At 61.8% G+C, this 19,179-nt stretch carries 23 protein-coding genes; 16 read left to right on the top strand and 7 right to left on the bottom strand.

All coding sequences use genetic code 11. From position 1 onward, the window contains the following. Positions 1-62 precede the first annotated feature (62 nt). Positions 63-1,211, top strand: a complete 1,149-nt coding sequence (locus tag B5M07_RS01890) for an alkane 1-monooxygenase (RefSeq protein WP_120349990.1) — start codon at positions 63-65, stop codon at positions 1,209-1,211. Positions 1,212-1,279: 68 nt separating this feature from the next. Next, positions 1,280-1,705, top strand: a complete 426-nt coding sequence (locus tag B5M07_RS01885) for a response regulator (protein WP_120349989.1) — start codon at positions 1,280-1,282, stop codon at positions 1,703-1,705. 114 nt (positions 1,706-1,819) lie between these two features. On the opposite strand, the gene B5M07_RS01880 is transcribed toward B5M07_RS01885, so the two are convergent. From B5M07_RS01880 to B5M07_RS01870, 3 genes are all read right to left on the bottom strand, one after another. Beyond that, positions 1,820-2,920 carry a site-specific DNA-methyltransferase gene (locus B5M07_RS01880; protein ID WP_120349988.1) on the bottom strand — a complete coding sequence of 367 codons (1,101 nt, stop codon included), beginning with the start codon at positions 2,918-2,920 and terminating at the stop codon, positions 1,820-1,822. A gap of 88 nt (positions 2,921-3,008) precedes the next feature. After that, a complete protein-coding gene (locus B5M07_RS01875) occupies positions 3,009-3,638 on the bottom strand; it encodes a ribonuclease HII (protein WP_120352122.1) in 630 nt (209 codons plus the stop codon). Between the two features lie 124 nt (positions 3,639-3,762). Continuing rightward, complete coding sequence (locus tag B5M07_RS01870) at positions 3,763-4,344, bottom strand: hypothetical protein (protein ID WP_120349987.1); 582 nt, start codon at positions 4,342-4,344, stop codon at positions 3,763-3,765. Positions 4,345-4,560: 216 nt separating this feature from the next. Between B5M07_RS01870 and B5M07_RS01865 the strand changes: the two genes are divergently transcribed. The 3 genes from B5M07_RS01865 (at position 4,561) to B5M07_RS01855 (ending at position 6,676) form a co-directional block, all read left to right on the top strand. After that, a complete protein-coding gene (locus B5M07_RS01865; protein WP_120349986.1) occupies positions 4,561-4,869 on the top strand; it encodes a hypothetical protein in 309 nt (102 codons plus the stop codon). A gap of 1 nt (position 4,870) precedes the next feature. Next, the gene (locus tag B5M07_RS01860; protein ID WP_082849503.1) at positions 4,871-5,545 is read left to right on the top strand and encodes a winged helix-turn-helix domain-containing protein; all 675 of its coding nucleotides are present in this window, start codon (positions 4,871-4,873) and stop codon (positions 5,543-5,545) included. A 108-nt stretch (positions 5,546-5,653) separates the two neighbouring features. Then, positions 5,654-6,676: an aspartate-semialdehyde dehydrogenase gene (locus B5M07_RS01855; protein WP_067623574.1), complete on the top strand. Its 1,023-nt coding sequence runs from the start codon at positions 5,654-5,656 to the stop codon at positions 6,674-6,676. 80 nt (positions 6,677-6,756) lie between these two features. On the opposite strand, the gene B5M07_RS01850 is transcribed toward B5M07_RS01855, so the two are convergent. Then, positions 6,757-7,407 (bottom strand): carbonic anhydrase, encoded by a 651-nt coding sequence (locus B5M07_RS01850; protein WP_067942032.1) that lies wholly within the window; start codon positions 7,405-7,407, stop codon positions 6,757-6,759. A 155-nt stretch (positions 7,408-7,562) separates the two neighbouring features. Between B5M07_RS01850 and B5M07_RS01845 the strand changes: the two genes are divergently transcribed. The 3 genes from B5M07_RS01845 to B5M07_RS01835 all read left to right on the top strand — a co-directional run bounded on the left by B5M07_RS01845 (position 7,563) and on the right by B5M07_RS01835 (position 10,165). After that, positions 7,563-7,940 carry a hypothetical protein gene (locus B5M07_RS01845; RefSeq protein WP_120349985.1) on the top strand — a complete coding sequence of 126 codons (378 nt, stop codon included), beginning with the start codon at positions 7,563-7,565 and terminating at the stop codon, positions 7,938-7,940. 63 nt (positions 7,941-8,003) lie between these two features. Next, positions 8,004-9,386 carry a leucyl aminopeptidase family protein gene (locus B5M07_RS01840; protein WP_120349984.1) on the top strand — a complete coding sequence of 461 codons (1,383 nt, stop codon included), beginning with the start codon at positions 8,004-8,006 and terminating at the stop codon, positions 9,384-9,386. Continuing rightward, a complete protein-coding gene (locus tag B5M07_RS01835; RefSeq protein ID WP_120349983.1) occupies positions 9,383-10,165 on the top strand; it encodes a C40 family peptidase in 783 nt (260 codons plus the stop codon). The genes B5M07_RS01840 and B5M07_RS01835 overlap by 4 nt, the downstream gene beginning before the upstream one ends. On the opposite strand, the gene B5M07_RS01830 is transcribed toward B5M07_RS01835, so the two are convergent. Then, complete coding sequence (locus B5M07_RS01830; RefSeq protein WP_120352121.1) at positions 10,162-10,509, bottom strand: DUF2794 domain-containing protein; 348 nt, start codon at positions 10,507-10,509, stop codon at positions 10,162-10,164. The two genes, B5M07_RS01835 and B5M07_RS01830, sit on opposite strands and share 4 nt — an antisense overlap. A 130-nt stretch (positions 10,510-10,639) precedes the next feature. Between B5M07_RS01830 and paaI the strand changes: the two genes are divergently transcribed. Both paaI and paaK read left to right on the top strand, forming a co-directional pair. Beyond that, the gene (paaI, locus tag B5M07_RS01825) at positions 10,640-11,077 is read left to right on the top strand and encodes a hydroxyphenylacetyl-CoA thioesterase PaaI (RefSeq protein ID WP_120349982.1); all 438 of its coding nucleotides are present in this window, start codon (positions 10,640-10,642) and stop codon (positions 11,075-11,077) included. Further along, positions 11,077-12,387 (top strand): phenylacetate--CoA ligase PaaK, encoded by a 1,311-nt coding sequence (gene paaK, locus B5M07_RS01820; RefSeq protein WP_120349981.1) that lies wholly within the window; start codon positions 11,077-11,079, stop codon positions 12,385-12,387. The genes paaI and paaK overlap by 1 nt, the downstream gene beginning before the upstream one ends. Before the next feature lie 14 nt (positions 12,388-12,401). On the opposite strand, the gene B5M07_RS01815 is transcribed toward paaK, so the two are convergent. Further along, positions 12,402-12,881, bottom strand: coding sequence for an I78 family peptidase inhibitor (locus B5M07_RS01815; RefSeq protein ID WP_132444098.1), 480 nt, complete (start codon positions 12,879-12,881; stop codon positions 12,402-12,404). Positions 12,882-13,036: 155 nt separating this feature from the next. Between B5M07_RS01815 and mbfA the strand changes: the two genes are divergently transcribed. From mbfA to B5M07_RS01785, 6 genes are read left to right on the top strand one after another with little or no spacing between them, the layout of a single operon-like run. Beyond that, entirely contained in the window at positions 13,037-14,011 is a 975-nt protein-coding gene (gene mbfA, locus B5M07_RS01810) for an iron exporter MbfA (RefSeq protein ID WP_067622184.1), read from the top strand. 55 nt (positions 14,012-14,066) lie between these two features. After that, positions 14,067-14,996, top strand: coding sequence for an AEC family transporter (locus tag B5M07_RS01805; RefSeq protein ID WP_093927832.1), 930 nt, complete (start codon positions 14,067-14,069; stop codon positions 14,994-14,996). Between the two features lie 28 nt (positions 14,997-15,024). Further along, a complete protein-coding gene (gene fghA / locus B5M07_RS01800) occupies positions 15,025-15,858 on the top strand; it encodes an S-formylglutathione hydrolase (RefSeq protein WP_120349979.1) in 834 nt (277 codons plus the stop codon). 3 nt (positions 15,859-15,861) lie between these two features. Next, complete coding sequence (locus tag B5M07_RS01795; protein WP_120349978.1) at positions 15,862-16,314, top strand: YaiI/YqxD family protein; 453 nt, start codon at positions 15,862-15,864, stop codon at positions 16,312-16,314. A gap of 32 nt (positions 16,315-16,346) precedes the next feature. After that, a complete protein-coding gene (locus B5M07_RS01790; RefSeq protein ID WP_120349977.1) occupies positions 16,347-16,967 on the top strand; it encodes an HAD family hydrolase in 621 nt (206 codons plus the stop codon). Further along, entirely contained in the window at positions 16,964-17,878 is a 915-nt protein-coding gene (locus B5M07_RS01785; RefSeq protein WP_120349976.1) for an ornithine cyclodeaminase family protein, read from the top strand. The genes B5M07_RS01790 and B5M07_RS01785 overlap by 4 nt, the downstream gene beginning before the upstream one ends. Here the strand turns inward: B5M07_RS01785 and B5M07_RS01780 are convergent. Further along, positions 17,875-19,116: an MFS transporter gene (locus tag B5M07_RS01780; protein WP_120349975.1), complete on the bottom strand. Its 1,242-nt coding sequence runs from the start codon at positions 19,114-19,116 to the stop codon at positions 17,875-17,877. The genes B5M07_RS01785 and B5M07_RS01780 overlap by 4 nt on opposite strands. Positions 19,117-19,179 lie beyond the last annotated feature (63 nt).

Here is a 19,179-nt window from a genome sequence, read left to right as displayed (position 1 = left end):
GCGTCAGGCTTTGTACCCCCGGCGATCTGCGGTATATCTGGCGCACAACAATGAGGTGCCCCATGCCGAACCGCATCATCGCCCCACAAGACCTTGCCCGCCTCAGTCGCGCCCTGCCGTTTTGGCTGTCGCTGCTGCTGATCCCGCTGGCGTGGTTTTGTGCCCTGCAAGGCGGCTGGACCATCGCGCTGCTGCCGCTGGTGACGTGGTATCTCTTTTCCCTGCTCGATGCGGTGCTGGGGCTGAACCTCGACAATGCGGACCTAGAGGCCACCGAAGATGACCTCTATTGGTACCGCCTCGTCACGTTAATCTGGGCCCCGCTGCAATTTCTCACTGTCTTTGGGCTGATCTACTATGCCACGCGGGCCGAGCATCTGGACACGGCGGAGCGGATATTCCTGTTCTTTGGCGTTGGCGTGATTACCGGCACCATCGGCATCAACTATAGCCATGAGTTGATGCACCAGCGGAATAAGACCGAACGCCTCTTGGCGGACAGCTTGCTGGCGATGGTGCTCTATTCGCATTTCCGCTCTGAACATCTGCTGGTGCACCACCGCCACGTCGGCACCCCGCGCGACACGGTGACGGCGCGCTATAACGAAGGGTTCCACCGCTTCTACCCCCGAGTGTTGCGCGAGTCGCTGACCTCGGCCTTTCATGCCGAAAAAAACATGCTGGCGCGCAAGGGGCTGCCTTGGACCGATCCGGGCAATCCGTTTTTCAAATACTGGGCGCTACAGGCCGCCTTTTTGCTGCTGGCGCTGGTCTTGGGCGGGTGGAGCGGTCTGGGCCTGTTCCTTGTCCAAGCCGGGGTCGCGATCTGGCAGTTGGAGCTGGTCAATTACATTGAACACTACGGGCTGACGCGCAAACATCTGGGTGGGGCCAAATACGAACATGTCCAGCCGCGCCATTCTTGGAACGCGGCGCATAAAGCGTCGAACTGGCTGTTGATCAACCTGCAACGCCATTCCGATCACCACTACAAACCCGATCGGCGTTTCCCGGTCTTGCAAACCTATGGTACGGGCGACGCGCCGCAGCTGCCCTATGGCTATCCGGTGATGACGATGGCCGCGATGGTCCCCCCGCTGTGGCGGCGCATCATGAACCCGCGCGTGCGCAAATGGCGTGAGATGTACTACCCTGAGATCACCGACTGGAAAGCCTACAACAAAGCCAGCAATCCCCTGCCCCGTCTCTGAGCGCGGCAACGCAAAGTTAAACTTTGCCTGTCACATAGGCTGCGATTGTTACCAGTGGAGTGGTATTGATGCAGCAACAGCAAGCGCCCTCGGGGGCGGCGTATGATGGCACCTGTCTGATCGTCGAGGACAGTGAGTTTGACAGAGAGAGGCTGCGCCGCGTTCTGGCCCGCGCCTATGGCGGGATGCGGGTGGAGTTCGCCCCCAGCATCGACGCCGCGCGCAAGGCGCTAAGCGCGGGGGACAAGGCGCTGATCCTGCTCGACAACAACCTGCCCGACGGGTTGGGCGCGAATTTCGCGCTGGAACTGGCCTGCGACGACCGCCATGCACAGACGCCGGTGATTATGGTCAGCGATTGGCCCTCCCCCGGCATGTGGGAAAAAGCCGCCTCTGCCGGGGTGCTCTACGTGGTGAATAAATCCGATTTCGATGCCCGCTATATTGACGCCGTGCTGCGTGAGTTTCAGGCCCGCAAGCGGTGGGTGAATTAGGCCGATCCAACAAAAAAACCCCGCCGTGGGGCGGGGTCAAGGTAGGCACCCGTGTGGCTGCCCCTCACGCAGAGGGGCCACGGGTGCCGGCGGTGTTCGATTGTTCGGAGTAGATCAGTTGGCCATCTCGGCCCTGATCTGCTGACGCAGAATGTCGATGGGGACATTCTTGCCGTCTTTCTTGTAGCACCAATAGGTCCAGCCGTTGCAGCTTGGCGCTTTCTCATAGGCCGCGCCCACCTGATGGATCGACCCTTTGACATCGCTGCCAATGAGGGTGCCATCGGCACGGACCTTGGCCTTGTGGCGGCCATTCATGGAATAGAGGTTCTCACCCGGGCGCAGCATGCCGCGCTCGACCAACTGGCCGAAAGGTACACGCGGCTCTGCGCGTTTGGAGGTGGTGGTTTGCAGCGCTTCGTTGTCGAATTTGCGGACCATCGAGATGCGTTTCTCGGCCACCTTTCGGTAAGCTTCCTCGCGCTCGATGCCGATAAAATCACGGCCCAGCATCTTGGCGACAGCGCCGGTGGTGCCGGTGCCAAAGAACGGATCAAGAATCACATCGCCTGGGTTGGTCGAGCCGACGAGGATGCGGTGCAACAGGCTTTCGGGCTTTTGCGTCGGATGCGCTTTGTCGCCCGCATCGTCCTTCAGACGCTCATGGCCCGTGCAGATCGGCAGCACCCAATCGCTACGCATCTGAATGCCTTCGTTCAGCGCCTTCAGCGCTTCGTAATTAAAGGTGTATTTGCTGTTCTCGCTCTTGCCTGCCCAGATCATCGTCTCATGGGCATTGGTAAAGCGCTTCCCGCGGAAGTTCGGCATCGGGTTGGACTTGCGCCAAACCACATCATTGAGGATCCAGAAACCTTGATCCTGCAACGCTGCACCAACGCGGAAGATGTTGTGATAGCTGCCGATCACCCAGATCGCGCCATCGGGTTTCAGCAAACGCCGTGCGGCTTTGAGCCAAGCGCGGGTAAAATCGTCATAGGCCTTAAAGCTGGCGAATTGGTCCCATTCGTCATCAACTGCATCGACCTTGGAGTTGTCCGGGCGATGCAAATCACCTCGCAACTGCAAGTTGTAGGGCGGATCCGCGAAGATCAGATCCACCGACTCTGCTGGAAGGGCGTTCATTGCCTTAATGCAATCGCCCGCAACAATAGTGTTCAAGGGAAGCGCCGCAGCGCCCTTTGTCATCGTTTTCATATCTCTGCCTCATTACCCGGCGCTTAAGCGCTCATTGGTTGTGGATAAAATGGGCCATCAGAGATTCGTGGTCAATTTCTTTTTTGAATCAATCAGTTAACAAATTAGCTTGATACAAGATATTGTGTATAGGTTTGAACAAACGTCTATGGTGTGGGGTAACACCAAGATCCCGCAGGGCAGCCATGTGGCTTTTCGATCCGTAGCCCATATTGGTTTCCCAGCCATAGCCGGGATGCTGTTGCGCCAAGTCCACCATGAGTCTATCGCGCACGGTTTTGGCAACGATAGAAGCCGCTGAGATCGACAGACAGCGGGCGTCCCCTTTCACCACAGGTTGCGCCGGAAGGCTCAGATCGCGCGGGAGCATATTGCCATCGATCAATGCGTAATCCGCCGCGCAGTCCAATCCGGCGAGTGCGCGGGTCATCGCCAGATGGCTGGCACGCAAGATGTTGTGTTCTTCGATCTCTTCGACGGTGGCATGGGCCACGCAAACCACGGCCACCGACATGATCTCATCATAGAGCCGTTCACGGGCGCGGGCGGTCAGCTTTTTGGAATCGTTCAGCCCCTCGGGGATCTGCCCTTCGGTAAAGACCACGGCGGCGGCGGTGACCGGCCCGGCAAGCGGGCCACGGCCCACTTCGTCCACCCCGGCGATGGTGCGAAAGCCGCGGGCAGCCGCGCCGCGTTCAAATTCAAAGTCAGGTATCATGGCGCTGGTGAAACCGCATGCGCCGAAAAGGTGCAACAAAAAAGAGAAAGGGGAGGCGCCCGAACACCCCCCCTTTCAACACCCGAGCGACAGGGACGTGCCGCTCGGTCAAGGCACGTCGGATTTACCGACGGGCCAAGCTGTAACCCGAGTCGCGCAGGCAGCGGGCATCATAGCCGTAGCGTGCGCCCTCTGCCGTCTTCACGCGCTTGGCGCAGTAGTTGGGCAGTCGGTCGACTTGGGAATAATTCTTTTCAAGGCAGGGCTCGCCAAACATCATCACCTTGCCGTCTTCGCCGTCATAGCTGCGGAAGCACTGCTGCGGCAGCAGCTTGCGGTCCACCCGCTCTGGCAGGGGGCGCACTTCGCGCGTCGGGTAGGTGGCGCGGTCGCGCTCTGGGTAGGTCCGGGCGCTGCGGTGCGGCTCGGGGCGCGGATCGATATAGGGGCGCTGGTGCGGCCGCTTGGAAACCGTGGGGTAATAGCGCGGCGCCTCATAGACGGGGGCGGCACGGCGGCGGGTGACCGTCTCGCGCTCGTTGCGCTCTTTGTTGTTGTCGTAGATCATCTTGCCCACGATCGCGACGCCCGCAATCGCGGCGAGGGTGCGCAACACTTCCTTTTCATCGGCGGCGGCAGGGCGGGCACCAAAAGCGGTGATGGCAACCGCTGCGGCGGCGATGGTAGCAATGAACTTGCGGTACATGGGTCTGGTCCCTTCTCGTTTATCGGCGCGTTGCTGCGCCCTTGATCCTCTGCGGTCATAACTCGGGGACCGCGTATCGGTTCGTGTGTCTGTTGGTGCCACCAAATTGGGGTGAGGGCCAAAGACAGGCAATAACAGGGGGGCGTTATCCAATAACAAGGCGCCCAAAACGCCTTGGTTATTGAATAACAGCGGGCGAAAGCGCATTAAAAACATATGAAAAACCCATGTCTCTCAAACCCATGTCTCTCCTTGCTGACCGCGCTGGCGGTCATACTGGCCCTGCCCGCTGCGGCAACGGCTGGATGCTTTGCCGATTACAAGGCCAAGCAAGACAATCCGCTGCGCCTCCATTACGGGGTGGCGCAGATTTCCGGGGCCTGCGAGCCAGCCTCCGCCGAAACCGAACTCACGCCGCGTCTTGCAGCGGAGGGCTGGACATTGTTGAATGTGCTGTCTGTCTTCGGTGACGAAGGCTTGGATCAAAGGAAAGACAGTGCAGGAACATTCTACCTCCGCTTCTGACATGCGCAGATTTGGCGGGCGTTTCGTGATCGGTGGCATCGCCGCCGTGGTCGCCGTGCTTTTGGTCGGGGCGCTTGTCCTGCTTTGGGCGCTGCCGGATGCGAACGTCTTTAACGCTCGGGTTGAGCGGATCTTTATCGAGAATGACGATCTGACCACCCAAGCCGAGATCAAGCTTCTCGAAATCCTCGCCCAGTCCGGCACCGCCTTTTCTGAGACTTTGGCCAGTTACCGCATCGTGATCGTCGTGCTGCTGGTCTTTGCCAGCGCCATGCTGGTCGCGGCGATGGTGTTTTTGTTCATGCTGGTCGGCTTTAACCGCCGCATGGCGCAGATTGAGCGGACCGGCATTCAGGTGAATTCCCTGCTGATCAGCCGCGAAGAGAATACCGTTTACCTTAACAACCTCGGTTTCAAACTGACCGCAGCGGCGATGGAGACGATGTCTGTCTTGGCCGAAGCGCGGATGGACGATGACGTGCTGTCAGGGTCCGAGATCGAAGGCATGATATCGGGCCGCAACGCCGCCGACTGTGATGAGGCCGCCGGGGCCACGCGGATCAAGCGTTTGCGCGACACCTTGGGCAATCAATTGGTGTCGGAACTGCTGGTCAAGAACATCGCCCGGCGCGGCTATATGCTGGCGATCAACAAGGACGTCATCAAGGTTCTTTAACCCCGGCAGAGCGGCGCTCTGCCCGGTCTGCGCGCGGCTGGCCCTAGCCAATGCCCCGCAGGCACGTTAAATGGCGTCAAATTTAATTGGACAGACTGGAGTAATCAGATGGGTTATCGCGTCGCCGTCGTCGGTGCCACAGGCAATGTGGGCCGTGAAATGTTGAACATCCTTGCGGAGCGTCAGTTCCCCGTGGACGAGATCGTGGCTCTGGCCAGCCGCCGCTCGCTGGGTTCGGAAATCAGCTTTGGGGACAAGACCCTCAAGACCAAAGACCTCGACACTTTCGACTTCACTGGCTGGGACATGGCGCTTTTTGCCGTGGGCTCCGAAGCGACCAAGAAATACGCCCCTGCCGCTGCCAAAGCGGGCTGCGTGGTGATCGATAACTCGTCGCTTTACCGCTATGACCAAGACGTGCCGCTGATCGTCCCCGAGGTGAACCCGCAGGACGTGCACGGTTATTCCAAGAAAAACATCATCGCCAACCCCAACTGCTCGACCGCGCAGATGGTCGTGGCGCTGAAGCCGCTGCACGACCGCGCCAAGATCAAGCGCGTCGTCGTCTCGACTTACCAGTCGGTTTCCGGCGCGGGCAAGGAAGGCATTGATGAGCTTTGGGATCAGACCAAGAGCATCTACAACCCGACCGATGACAAGCCCGCCAGCAAGTTCACCAAGCAGATCGCCTTCAACGTGATTCCGCATATCGACGTCTTCCTCGAAGACGGATCGACCAAGGAAGAATGGAAGATGGTCGCCGAGACCAAAAAGATCGTCGACCCGTCGATCAAAGTCACCGCGACCTGCGTGCGCGTGCCGGTCTTCGTGGGCCATGCGGAATCGATCAACATCGAATTCGAAGACCACCTCGACGAAGCCGAAGCCCGCGACATCCTGCGCGAAGCGCCGGGTCTCATGGTGATCGACAAGCGCGAAGACGGCGGCTACGTCACGCCCGTTGAATGTGTGGGTGACTTCGCCACCTTCATCAGCCGCATCCGTCAGGACAGCACCATCGACAACGGCATCAACCTGTGGTGCGTCAGCGACAACCTGCGCAAGGGTGCCGCCCTGAACGCCGTTCAGATCGCCGAACTGCTGGGCCGCGAAGTGCTGAAAAAGGGCTGAGGTTCAGTCGCAGTTCTGGAATAAGAAAGGGGGCCAAACGGCCCCCTTTTTCGTCTCTGTCTCATGCGTCTGCGATGGGCTCAAACCGGCTCGAAGGTCTGCGCCTTGGCGTCGTAATATTCCAAGCTTCCCTCGCCGATGTCGGTCCACAGGCCATGCAAGCTCAGCGTGCCATCTTCGACCTTTTCTTTGATCCACGGGAAGGTCATCAGGTTCTCAAGCGAAGTCATCACCGCCTGACGCTCCAGCAAAAGCTGCTGCTCTGCCGGGTCTTCGACCTTTTCAACCGTCTCGTATTTCGGGCGCAGCAGGTCCATCCAGCGGCCCACGAAACTGTCTTGGTTCTCAAGCTCGGGCGCGTTGCCTTTGCACATCTGGATGCAGCCCGCGACGCCGCCGCAGCTGGAATGGCCCAGCACGATCAGATGCGCGACCTTCAGCGCGTTGACGGCATATTCCACCGCCGCCGAAGTACCGTGCTGTTTGCCATCCGGCTCATAGGGCGGGACGAGGTTGGCGATATTGCGGTGGATGAAGAACTCACCCTGATCGGCCCCGAAGATCGAGGTCACATGTACGCGGCTGTCGCAGCAGGAGATCACCATCGCGCGCGGGCGTTGCCCCTCGGCGGCCAATCGGCGGTACCAGGTTTGGTTCTCGGCATAGCCGGTCGCCTTCCACCCTTGATAGCGTTGCAACAGATACGACGGCAGAGCCTTGGCCTTGTCCATGTGTAAACGTCCCTTAATGCGTGATGTGGTTTTAGCGCAGATAGCGCAAATGCCATACGAATTCGAGAGAAAAGGCACAGCCATCGCAACCCTTTGCACACCTTCCCGCGCCATATTGTCTCAAGGCCGTGGGGGCTGATTGAAGGATGATACCAATGCAACTTATGCAAATACGCCCGACTGAGCAGGTCTATGTCGATCAAGAGCGGCTTGGCCTGCTCTACACGCAACTCGGGGAGGTGGGCGCCGAAGATGTGGTCTGCCGCGCGATGGAGGAATTGGCCCTGCGCCTGTCGCATTGCAAAAAGCTGCACAAGGACCAAGACCGCGCCGGGCTGCGCAAAAGCGTGCACCGCCTGATCGCCATTGCAGAGCAGGTCGGCATGGCGCTGGTCGCACGGGTGGCGGCGGATGTGGTGATCTGTATCGACGCGGGGGATGACACCGCGACCGCCGCCACCCTGTCGCGGTTGATCCGCAGCGGGGAACGGTCGCTCACCGCGATATGGGACTTGCCCGACATCACGATCTGACCGCTTGCGGGTGGCGATGGAAAAGGTAGGCTGCGCGCAAATCCAGATTTGCAAAGGTTTGTCATGTCCGCCGAATTCGCCGCCCCCTCCGCCGCCGCCCTGCCGCTTCATGTCTTGAGCGAGGCCGCGCTTGAAGGCTGGCTTGCCGATCAGCCCGGCCCGGTGCAGGCATGGGTCAAGGCCAGCGGTTTTGCGGGTGCTCTTGGTCAGGCGCTTGTGGTGCCGGGGGAGGAAGGCACCCCCGCGCTGGCATTGGCGGGCTACGGCACCGAAGCCGCGCGCCGCAGGGGCCGCTTTCACCTTGCCGCCGCAGCCGCCCGCCTGCCTGCTGGGGACTACCGGATCGAAAGCGGCCTGCCAGAGGATCAAGCCGCGAACGAGGCGCTTGGCTGGCTGCTGGCGGGCTACCGTTTCGACCGTTACCGCGACCAAACCACGCTGGCCGCCCGTCTTGTCGCGCCCAAAAGCATCGACGCCGATCAGATCGCGGCGCTGGCCACGGGTGAAATGCTGACCCGCGACCTGATCAACACCCCCGCCTCTGACATGGGGCCGCCCGATCTGGAAGCCGCCGCGCGCAAATTGGCCGAGCAGCATGGCGCGAAGATCGAAGTCACAACCGGTGATGCGCTGCTAGAGAACAACCTGCCAATGATCCACACCGTTGGCCGCGCCGCCGACCGCGCGCCGCGTTTGATCGACTTGGCATGGGGCGACACGGGGCCAAAGCTGACGCTGGTGGGCAAAGGCGTCTGTTTCGACACCGGCGGGCTGAACCTGAAACCCGGTGCGTCCATGGCGCTGATGAAAAAGGACATGGGCGGCGCCGCCGCCGTGCTGGGTCTGGCGCATATGATCATGGCCACCGGCATGGCCGTGCAGCTGCGCGTGCTGATCCCGGCGGTAGAGAATTCGGTCTCCGGCAACGCCTTCCGCCCCGGTGACATCCTAACCTCGCGCAAGGGGCTGACGGTTGAGATTAACAATACCGACGCTGAAGGGCGTCTGGTATTGGCCGATGTGCTGGCGCTGGCGGATGAGGACAAACCGGATCAGATCATCTCGATGGCGACGCTCACCGGGGCCGCGCGGGTCGCCGTGGGGCCTGACCTCGCGCCCTATTACAGCGACGATGCCGCTTTCGTCTCGGCCTTGGAAGACGCCGCTGCGGGGTCTGCCGATCCGGTCTGGCGGATGCCTTTCCATGACGCTTACGAGGCGCTGATCGAGCCCGGTATTGCCGATCTCGACAACGCGCCCAAGGGCGGCTTTGCCGGGTCGATCACCGCAGCGCTTTTCCTGCGCCGCTTTGTGACCGAGAGCAAATATGCCCATTTTGACATCTACGGCTGGCAGCCCGCCGACGCCCCCGCCCGCCCCAAAGGCGGCGCGGGCCAAGGCACCCGCGCGCTCTATGCTGCGCTGCCAGCCCTGCTAAAGCCATGAGCGATCCACGCCTCACCCCGGACCCGGCGCTGGCGAGCCAAAGCCGCGCCGCGCAGGTGGCGGTGCCGGTGGCAGACCTCTTCCGCCGTCCCGACGGCCCACGCGATCGGCAGGTGTTGTTTGGTGAGCCGTTGACCGTGCTGCATGAAGCTTCGGGCTGGGCCTATGTGCAGGCCGAGAAGGATGGCTATTGCGGCTACGTCCTGCAACGCGCGCTGAGCATACCGCGCAAGGCTACGCATCGCGTGTGCGTGCCTGCCACCCATGCCTATACTGGCGCCGATCTAAAATCGCCCGACCTGCTGAGCCTCAGTTTCGGCTCACCCGTCACGGTCATTGTTGAGACCAAGGATTTTGCCGAGACCCCGCAGGGCCATATCCCGCGCGGCCACCTTGCCCCCATCGATCGCCAGGAGGCCGACCCCGCGCAGATCGCGGCGCTGTTCCTCGGCACACCCTACCTTTGGGGCGGCAACAGCCGCTGGGGGATCGATTGTTCGGGCCTCGTGCAGGCGGCGCTGCTGGCCTGCGGCATCCCCTGCCCCAGTGACAGCGACCAGCAGGAGCGCACCGTGGGCGCGCCGGTCGACGGTGACTACCAACGCAACGACCTGCTGTTCTGGAAAGGCCATGTCGCGTTGGTGGTCGATGCCGAAACGATGATCCACGCCAATGCCCACGCGATGGCCGTGAGCTATGAAAACATCACCGATGCCATCGCCCGGATCGAAGCCGCTGGCGACGGGCCGGTGACTGCACATCGCCGCCCCGGCGTTTAATCCACCGACCGGATCAGCTTGCGTTCCAACACCCGCAGCACGGCCTTAAGGTCTTGGCCCCGGCGCAGCACCTGCCCGCCGGTGCCCACCACCGCATACATCCCTTGGCGGTTGCGCAGCTTTGGCCGCTTTTCAATCCGGTAAAGCGGTATCTCTGCCGTGCGTCGGAAAACCGAAAAGACCGCCACGTCCTTAAGATGAGAAATCCCGTAATCGCGCCACTCTCCGGCGGCGACCATCCGGCCATAAAGCGATAGGATCAGCGACAGTTCCGTGCGGTGGAATGCGACCTGTTCCGCGGGGCGCTCGAAGGCCGTGATCGGCGATGGGGGCTCTATGCTCATGGCTTTACAGTTGACCCTGATGGGGGCCAAATCAAGCCCTGACATGGTCGAATGCGCCGCTCAATATTTCTTGAAAGCGTTACAAAATTGTGCAAACAATCGAAAAAATGAAACACAAAGGCCCGATGGAATGACCCCAGAAGCCCGCGCCCGCAAATGTGCCGAGGTGATGTTCGCCCAAGATTCCGCCTCTGCCGGATTGGGCATGACCATCGACGATGTGACCCCCGGCGGCGCGGTTTTGTCGATGTCGGTGCGCCCGGACATGCTGAACGGTCACGGGATTTGCCACGGTGGTTTCATCTTTACCCTGGCCGACAGCGCCTTTGCCTTTGCCTGCAACAGCTACAACCAGACCACTGTCGCTCAGCAGAACCAGATCACCTATCTCAGCCCCGGCCAGCCGGAGGAGCGGTTGACCGCCACCGCACGCGAAGTGTCGCGCAGCGGTCGGTCGGGCATCTATGATGTGACCGTCACGGGCGAGGGTGACCGTGTCGTGGCCCTGTTTCGCGGGCTCTCCCGCAGCATCAAGGGCCAGCTATTTACCGAGGAGGAGCCGACCTGATGAAAGACCTGACCCCCGCGAAGGATACGCTCGACCCGATTGAGATCGCCAGCCGGGACGAGATCAGCGCCCTGCAATTGGACCGTCTGAAATGGTCCCTGCGCCACGCCTATGACAACGTGCCTTTCTACAAGCAAAGCTTTGACGATGCAGGCGTGCACCCCGACGATCTGAAACAGCTTTCCGATCTCTCGCGCTTTCCCTTCACCGTCAAAACCGATCTGCGCGACAATTACCCCTTTGGCATGTTCGCCGTGCCGCGCGATCAGGTGGCGCGCATTCACGCATCATCTGGCACCACCGGGCAGCCGACGGTGGTGGGCTACACCAAGGATGATCTGGCGAACTGGGGCCAAGTCGTCGCCCGTTCCCTGCGCGCGGCGGGGATGCGTCCCGGCGATATGCTGCACAACGCCTATGGCTATGGGCTGTTCACTGGCGGCTTGGGCATTCACCTTGGGGCCGATGCGCTTGGCCTGTCGACCGTGCCAATCTCGGGCGGGATGACCCCGCGCCAAGTGCGGCTGATCGAAGATTTCCAGCCCAAAGGCATCACGGTGACGCCCTCCTACGCCCTGTCGATTTTGGATGAATTCGCCAACCAAGGTATTGATCCGCGCCAATCGTCACTAGAGGTGGGCATCTTTGGGGCCGAGCCTTGGACCAATGCCATGCGGCTTGAGATCGAGCAGGCCTTCGACATGCATGCGGTCGATATCTACGGCCTCAGCGAAGTCATGGGGCCGGGCGTTTCGATGGAATGTGTGGAGACCAAGGACGGGCTGCACATCTGGGAGGATCACTTCTACCCCGAGATCATCAACCCCGAAACCGGCGCGCCGGTTGAGGACGGCGAGATGGGCGAGCTGGTGTTCACCTCCCTCACCAAACAGGCCTTTCCGATCATCCGCTACCGCACCCGCGATCTGACACGGCTGCTGGCGGGCACCGCGCGCTCCATGCGGCGGATGGAGAAGGTGACGGGCCGCAGCGACGACATGATCATCCTGCGCGGCGTCAACGTCTTCCCCACCCAGATCGAAGAAGCGCTGATGGCCACGCCGGGGCTTGCCCCGCATTTCCAGATCGAACTGTCGCGGCCCGACCGAATGGATCAGATGCGCGTGTTCTGCGAATGCGCCGATGCCAGCGTGACCCCCGACGCCCGCGCCACCGCGATCAAAGCGCTCTCGGCGCAAATCAAGCAAACCGTCGGCATCTCGGTCAAGGTCGAGGTCATGGACGTAGGCGGCGTTGCCCGGTCAGAGGGCAAAGCCGTGCGCATTCTCGACAAGCGTCCGAAGGGCTAGACCGAAAACCTAGCCTAGCCGCAGGTGACCTTGGCGATTTTCCCTTCCGCGTCCAACACGATGTTGGTGCGGTTGGGGTTGGCATCCATCGTCACCGGGTCGCCCTCGGTATAGACGCGCTTGGGCTCGGACACGATGTTTGCCGCCGCGCGGGGACGGCCAATCAGACCCCACCAGCTGCCTTCTTTGCAGGATTCCGCCAGTGGCTTGGCGGGCGTGGGCGCTGTAGGCGTGCTGGAACTGCTAGAGTTACTAGACGGCTCGTTCACCGCGTCGATCACCGAATTGGGCAGGGGCTTGGGCTTGGTCGTGGAGGCGCGCGCTTCTGTCCGTGCGGGGCGTGGCGCGGTCTGTGTGGGCGGTGTTGTTGTGGCCGCCGGTGGCGTAATCTGCCCCCTCGGCGCAACCGGGGCCGGAATGGGGTTTTGCACCGGCGCTGTCGCCACTTCGGCGCAGCCCGCCACCAATAGGGGTGCCAAGAAAACTAATCTCATGTTCCAAACCTCGTTATTCGCGTGGCGTCGGAGCAAGGGCCGACCATCACGCAACAGGTAGGTCCATCACGCGCGCCGCCAAGGGCAAGGCGCTTTGCATTTGCTGGAACCCGCCGATGGCCCTACTGTGAGGGGCAGACCACGGAGCCTTCTCGATGCGATTTTCCCTCAACCGCAAACGTTTCAAAGACCTGAGCGAACAAGAGGTGCTGGCGCTGGCCATCTCCTCTGAAGAGGATGACGCGCGCATCTATCGCGACTATGCCGAAAGGCTGCGCGAGGCATACCCCGACAGCGCCGCCGTCTTTGACGGGATGGCCGAGGAGGAGAACGAACACCGCCGCCGCTTGATCGACCTGCACCGCGCCCGTTTTGGGGATGTCATCCCGCTAATCCGGCGCGAGCATGTCTCGGGCTACTACGCGCGCCGCCCGGTCTGGCTGATCGAGAACCTGTCGCTAGAGCGTATCCGACAAGAGGCCGCCGCGATGGAACAAGACGCCGAGCGGTTCTACCATGCCGCCGCCGCGCGCACGTCAGACGCGGCGACACGGCAACTGCTGGGCGATCTGGCCGCTGCCGAGGCAGGCCACCACGGCAGCGCGCAGGATTTGACCGAGAAACACCTTAACACCGACAGCCGCAGCGACGAAGACAGCCGCGCGCATCGGCAGTTTTTGCTGACATGGGTCCAGCCGGGGCTGGCGGGTCTGATGGACGGGTCTGTCTCTACCCTCGCCCCCATCTTCGCCACCGCATTTGCCACCCATAACACTTGGACGACCTTCCTCGTCGGCCTTGCGGCGAGCGTCGGGGCGGGCATCTCAATGGGCTTCACCGAGGCGGCATCGGACGATGGGGAACTGTCGGGCCGCGGCTCTCCGATCAAACGCGGGGTAGCCTCGGGCGTGATGACCACGGTGGGCGGGCTGGGCCACGCGCTGCCCTACCTGATCACCGACTTCTGGACCGCAACTGTCGTGGCGATCATCGTCGTCTTTGTAGAGCTTTGGGCCATTGCGTGGATCCAGAATAAGTTCATGGAAACACCCTTCTTTCGCGCCGCGTTCCAAGTGGTGCTGGGCGGCGCATTGGTCTTTGCCGCCGGGGTGCTGATCGGCTCAGGGTAAGGCAGAGAGCCATGCCCCATTGCACCCCAAGGGCGGGCTGGCTAATGCTTGACCCATGGTCGCGATCTTCCTGAAAACCCTGCCGTTCTTTGCGCTGATCGGCCTTGGCTACTGGGCCGGGCGCACGCGGTTTTTCTCAGCCGAAGCGACGGCCTATCTCACCAAATTCGTTTTCTATTTCGCCCTCTCGGCGATGCTGTTCCGCTTTTCCGCCAATCTCTCACTGGCCGAGGTTTGGGACAGCCGCCTTGTCGCCGCCTATCTTTGGGGCACGGCGTTCGTCTATGCCATTGCCAGCCTCGTCGGCTTCCTGCGCGGGCTGGATGTGGCGACCAACGGGATCGAGGCGCAATGCGCCGTGATCGGCAACACAGGGTTTCTGGGCGTGCCGATGCTGACGCTGCTTCTGGGGCCAGAGGCGATCGGCCCCGTGCTGCTGGCGCTGACCGTCGACATGATCATCTTTTCCAGCCTCATCGTGATCCTGATCACCGGCTCCCGCGAGGGGCAGTTGCGGCTGGCGACGCTCAAGATCGTGGGACTGGGGCTGCTGAAAAACCCGATGATCGTCGCCATCACCTTGGGGTTCCTCTGGTCGGGCTTCGGCATCCCGATCCCTGTGCCGCTGAACGAATTCCTCGCCATCCTCGGCGGGGCTGCCACCCCCGGGGCGCTCTTTGCCATCGGTGCGTCGCTGGCTTCCAAATCCGCCGAGCGGATCGAGATCGCGGGCTGGCTGACCTTTTGCAAACTCGTGCTGCACCCGCTTTTCGTGGCCTTTGGTGCGCTGTTTCTTTTCGGCGTCGATCCCTACAAAGCCGGGGTCATCATCGCCGCCGCAGCACTGCCGGTGGCGGGCAATGTCTATATGCTCGCCCAACATTATGGCGTAGCACCTCAGCGGGTCTCTGCCGCCATTCTCGTCTCAACCACTGTCAGTATCGTGACCGTCAGCCTTGTCGTAGGCTGGGTTTCGGCCCTGTGACACATTCAAGTTCGAAAGGAACGCTGCCATGAAAACCATCTCGGAAAACGCCTGTTTCAGTGGCACGCAGGGGGTTTACTCCCACAACTCCGACGCCTGCGGCTGCGACATGACCTTCGGCCTCTTCCTCCCCGCCGAGGCGCAGGACGGCCCGGTGCCGGTGCTGTGGTATCTCTCGGGCCTGACCTGCACCCATGAGAACGCGATGACCAAGGCGGGCGCGCAGCTTTGGGCAGCCGAGCACGGCATCGCGGTCGTCTTCCCCGACACTTCGCCGCGCGGTGAGGATGTGGCAGATGACGACGCTTACGATCTCGGCAAAGGCGCGGGGTTCTATGTGAACGCCACGCAGGAGCCTTGGGCCAAACACTACCAGATGTGGGACTATCTGGCCGATGAACTGCCCGGCTTGCTGGCTGAAAACTTCGCCATCGATATGGAGCGGCAGGGCATCACCGGGCACTCAATGGGCGGCCACGGCGCTCTGACCTTGGCAATGAACCTGCCGGGGCGCTTCCTTTCCGTCTCGGCCTTCGCGCCGATCACCCATCCGACGTCGAGCGATTGGGGCAAGAAGCAACTCAGCGCCTATCTGGGGTCGGATGAAAGCACTTGGACGAAACACGACAGCACCCTGCTGATGCGCGAAAAGGGTTTCGACGGACCGATCCTGATCGACCAAGGCGGCAGCGACCAGTTCCTCGACCTGCTGAAACCCGAAGCATTGGCCGAGGCCATGGCCGCCAAACGCCAGCAAGGCAGCTTCCGTATGCAGCCGGGCTATGACCACAGCTATTTCTTCGTGGCGAGCTTTATGGAAGATCACGTCGCCTTCCACGCCGACGCGCTCTATGCGGGTTAAGCCATGACCGCGCTCTACATCGACGCCGACGCCTGCCCCGTCAAAGCCGAAGCCGAGCGGGTGGCGACCCGCCATAAGGTCAAGATGTTCCTCGTCTCGAACGGCGGCCTGCGCATGTCGCAAAACCCACTGGTCGAGGTGGTGATCGTGCCTGACGGGCCCGACATCGCCGACATGTGGATCGCTGACCGCTGCGGCAAAGGCGATGTGGTGGTGACGGGGGATATCCCGCTGGCCGCGAAATGCGTGGAAGCCGGGGCAAGGGTGCTGAAACACAACGGCGAGGCCCTCACGCAGGCCAACATCGGCAACGTTCTGGCAACCCGCGATCTGATGACCGACCTGCGCGCCGCCGACCCTTTTCGCCAAGGCGGCGGCAAGGGGTTTACAAAGGCCGACCGCTCCCGCTTCCTAGAGGCATTGGAGCGGGAATTGCGCGCGGCAACGCGGGGTTAGCCCCGCGTTTAGGAATTGATAGGGCAAGTGATATGACACCTCAGGCGGTCGTTTTCGACATCGGCAACGTATTGATCGAATGGCAACCGGAACGCTTCTACGACAGCGTCATCGGCGCAGACCGCCGCCGCGCCATGTTCGATGCCGTCGATCTGCACGGCATGAACGACCGCGTCGACAGCGGCGAAAACTTCCGCGACACGATCTATGCCATGGCCGAGGCGACGCCCGAGTGGGGCGACGAAATCCGCCTCTGGCATGACCGCTGGATCGACATGGCCGCGCCGGTGATCGACCACTCCCTGCGGCTGATGAAGGCGCTTCAGGCGCGCGGCGTGCCGGTCTTCTCGCTCACCAACTTTGGCATCCAAAGCTATGATCTTGCCGCCACGCACTACCCTTTCCTGCGCGAGTTCGACCGCGATTTCATCTCGGGCCACCTGGGCATGATCAAACCGGTGCCATCGATTTATCAGGCCGTGGAGCAGGGCAGCGGCCTGCCGCCCGAAGCGCTGCTCTTTACCGACGACCGCGCCGACAACATCGCCGCCGCCGCCGCGCGCGGCTGGCAGACGCATCATTTCACCGGGCCGCAGGGCTGGGCCGACCGTCTTGTCGCCGCCGGAGTGCTAAACCGGGAGGAGGCCGCATGACCGACATCCCCAACATCTCCTTCGACGAAGGCGAAGCGCAGCTGGATTGGATCGCCCTGACCGACGCGCTGGCCACGGGCCATGACCTGCCCAAGGCCGAGATTGGCGACACTTTCCTCTATCGCGGCAAGGACACGCTGCTCAGCCGCGCGGCATGGATCGACGGGCTGGGCATTGCGGTGAAATCCGCCACGATCTTCCCCGGCAATCCCGACCGCGAGGTACCGATGGTCAACGGCGGCGTGTCCCTCTTTGATGACGAAACCGGCACGCTCGCCGCGATCGTGGATTTCCACCTCGTCACCAAATGGAAAACCGCTGGTGACAGCCTGCTGGCCGCGCGGCGGCTGGCGCGACCCGACAGCGAGAACATCCTGATCGTCGGCGCGGGCACCCAAGGCCGCGCCCTGCACGCCGCCTATTCCGCCGCCTTCCCGCAGGCCCGTATCACGGTCTGGAACCGTACCGCGAAGAACGCCGAGGCGATGGCCGCGGAGCTTAAGATCAACGTGGCGACCGATTTGGAGCAGGCGGTGCGCGCCGCCGATATCGTCACCTCCGCCACCATGTCGACCGACCCGCTGATCAAGGGCGATTGGCTGCAACCCGGCCAGCATATCGACCTCATCGGTGCCTACCGCCCCGACATGCGTGAGGTGGACGACACGGCGCTGTTGCGGTCGCGGGTCTTTGTCGACAGCTTCGACACCACGATCGGCCATATCGGCGAAATCAACATTCCGCTTGAGGCAGGCACCCTCACCCGCGACCATCTGATCGCGGATTACTACGACCTTGAGGTCTTCACCCGCCAAAGCGACGATGAAATTACCCTGTTCAAGAACGGCGGCGGCGCGCATTTGGACCTGATGACCGCGCGCCACATCCTTGAGCGTTGGCGGGCGCGTTAAGCGGTCACCAGCCCCTCCAACCGTTTCTCGCGGATCGGCAGATGGACCACGGCGCTGAACGCCCCCACGGCCACGCCGACCCACCAAACGCCGGTATAGCTGCCATAGATGTCATACATCCGCCCACCCAGCCAAACGCCAAGGAAGCTGCCCAACTGGTGGCTAAAAAAGACGATCCCATAAAGCGTGCCCATATAGCGCAGCCCGTAGATATGCGCGACAAGGCCCGAGGTCAGCGGCACCGTCGCCAGCCACAGCGCGCCCATACCGACGGAGAATAGGATCACCGTCACCGGGGTGATCGGGAACATGATAAAGGCCGCTGCGATCACCGTGCGCCCAACGTAAATCCCCGCCAGCAGGTACTTTTTGGAATAGCGTTTGCCCGCCCAGCCCGCCAGCAAGGTGCCCGCGATATTGGCGAGCCCGATGAGCGAGATCGCCACTGCGCCAAGCGCCGAGGTGGTGGTAATGCCGATGTTATGCAGCACACCTCCGGCCAAAATCGGGCCGCACATCTCGGTCACAAAGGCCGGGAAATGCGCGGTGATAAAGGCGAGTTGATACCCGCAGGAGAAGAAGCCCAGAAAGATCAGCGTATAGGACGGATCGCGGAAGGCTTTGCCAAGGATCTGACCCATCGACTCCTCAAGCTCGGCCCGGCTGGCCATCGCAGGCGCGCGCATCATCGGCAGGGTCAGCAACATCGCAAGGATCACGCCCGCGAAGCAGACAAAGGTCATCTGCCACGACATGAAGCTTAGCATCCACTCTGCCACCGGCGCGCCAAAGACCTGCCCCGCACTGCCCGCCGCCGTGGCGATGGCCAGCGACATGGAGCGGTTCTCGTCCGACGCGGCGCGGCCCACCACGGCCAAGATCACGCCAAAGCCCGTGCCCGCGATGCCAAACCCCACCAGCCAAGCATAGGTTTGATGCTCTATTGGAGTGGCGGAATTGGCCGACAAAAGCAGCCCCACCGCATAGACCACCGCGCCGATGATGATCGCCTTTCGGTCGCCGATCTTTTCGGCCAACGCGCCAAAGATCGGCTGCCCGATGCCCCAGGCGAGGTTCTGGATCGCGATGGCGAGGGAGAATTCGCTGCGCGCCCATGCGAATTCTTCGGCAATCGGAATCTGGAAGACACCGAAAGAGGCCCGCACGGCGAAGCTGACCATGATGATGATACAACCGACCATCAGGACCGGTGTGAACAGGGGCGCGCGGCTTTGCATGGAGGAAATCCTTTCCGCGGCAGATTATGGGTTTCCCCGCCGCCGTCAATTGCGCATCCCCAA

This window comes from Sulfitobacter sp. D7, from assembly GCF_003611275.1.
In the GTDB taxonomy this organism is placed as follows: Bacteria; Pseudomonadota; Alphaproteobacteria; order Rhodobacterales; family Rhodobacteraceae; genus Sulfitobacter; species Sulfitobacter profundi.
Note: the sequence above shows the minus strand (reverse complement) of the source record. Positions and strands in the feature narration are given on the sequence as shown.

Bases quoted from the DNA above. Each gene is read 5' to 3' on its own strand.
- B5M07_RS01890 (WP_120349990.1), top strand. From the start codon at position 63: ATGCCGAACCGCATCATCGCCCCACAAGACCTTGCCCGCCTCAGTCGC.
- B5M07_RS01885 (WP_120349989.1), top strand. From the start codon at position 1,280: ATGCAGCAACAGCAAGCGCCCTCGGGGGCGGCGTATGATGGCACCTGT.
- B5M07_RS01880 (WP_120349988.1), bottom strand. From the start codon at position 2,920: ATGAAAACGATGACAAAGGGCGCTGCGGCGCTTCCCTTGAACACTATT.
- B5M07_RS01875 (WP_120352122.1), bottom strand. From the start codon at position 3,638: ATGATACCTGACTTTGAATTTGAACGCGGCGCGGCTGCCCGCGGCTTT.
- B5M07_RS01870 (WP_120349987.1), bottom strand. From the start codon at position 4,344: ATGTACCGCAAGTTCATTGCTACCATCGCCGCCGCAGCGGTTGCCATC.
- B5M07_RS01865 (WP_120349986.1), top strand. From the start codon at position 4,561: ATGAAAAACCCATGTCTCTCAAACCCATGTCTCTCCTTGCTGACCGCG.
- B5M07_RS01860 (WP_082849503.1), top strand. From the start codon at position 4,871: ATGCGCAGATTTGGCGGGCGTTTCGTGATCGGTGGCATCGCCGCCGTG.
- B5M07_RS01855 (WP_067623574.1), top strand. From the start codon at position 5,654: ATGGGTTATCGCGTCGCCGTCGTCGGTGCCACAGGCAATGTGGGCCGT.
- B5M07_RS01850 (WP_067942032.1), bottom strand. From the start codon at position 7,407: ATGGACAAGGCCAAGGCTCTGCCGTCGTATCTGTTGCAACGCTATCAA.
- B5M07_RS01845 (WP_120349985.1), top strand. From the start codon at position 7,563: ATGCAACTTATGCAAATACGCCCGACTGAGCAGGTCTATGTCGATCAA.
- B5M07_RS01840 (WP_120349984.1), top strand. From the start codon at position 8,004: ATGTCCGCCGAATTCGCCGCCCCCTCCGCCGCCGCCCTGCCGCTTCAT.
- B5M07_RS01835 (WP_120349983.1), top strand. From the start codon at position 9,383: ATGAGCGATCCACGCCTCACCCCGGACCCGGCGCTGGCGAGCCAAAGC.
- B5M07_RS01830 (WP_120352121.1), bottom strand. From the start codon at position 10,509: ATGAGCATAGAGCCCCCATCGCCGATCACGGCCTTCGAGCGCCCCGCG.
- paaI (WP_120349982.1), top strand. From the start codon at position 10,640: ATGACCCCAGAAGCCCGCGCCCGCAAATGTGCCGAGGTGATGTTCGCC.
- paaK (WP_120349981.1), top strand. From the start codon at position 11,077: ATGAAAGACCTGACCCCCGCGAAGGATACGCTCGACCCGATTGAGATC.
- B5M07_RS01815 (WP_132444098.1), bottom strand. From the start codon at position 12,881: ATGAGATTAGTTTTCTTGGCACCCCTATTGGTGGCGGGCTGCGCCGAA.
- mbfA (WP_067622184.1), top strand. From the start codon at position 13,037: ATGCGATTTTCCCTCAACCGCAAACGTTTCAAAGACCTGAGCGAACAA.
- B5M07_RS01805 (WP_093927832.1), top strand. From the start codon at position 14,067: ATGGTCGCGATCTTCCTGAAAACCCTGCCGTTCTTTGCGCTGATCGGC.
- fghA (WP_120349979.1), top strand. From the start codon at position 15,025: ATGAAAACCATCTCGGAAAACGCCTGTTTCAGTGGCACGCAGGGGGTT.
- B5M07_RS01795 (WP_120349978.1), top strand. From the start codon at position 15,862: ATGACCGCGCTCTACATCGACGCCGACGCCTGCCCCGTCAAAGCCGAA.
- B5M07_RS01790 (WP_120349977.1), top strand. From the start codon at position 16,347: ATGACACCTCAGGCGGTCGTTTTCGACATCGGCAACGTATTGATCGAA.
- B5M07_RS01785 (WP_120349976.1), top strand. From the start codon at position 16,964: ATGACCGACATCCCCAACATCTCCTTCGACGAAGGCGAAGCGCAGCTG.
- B5M07_RS01780 (WP_120349975.1), bottom strand. From the start codon at position 19,116: ATGCAAAGCCGCGCGCCCCTGTTCACACCGGTCCTGATGGTCGGTTGT.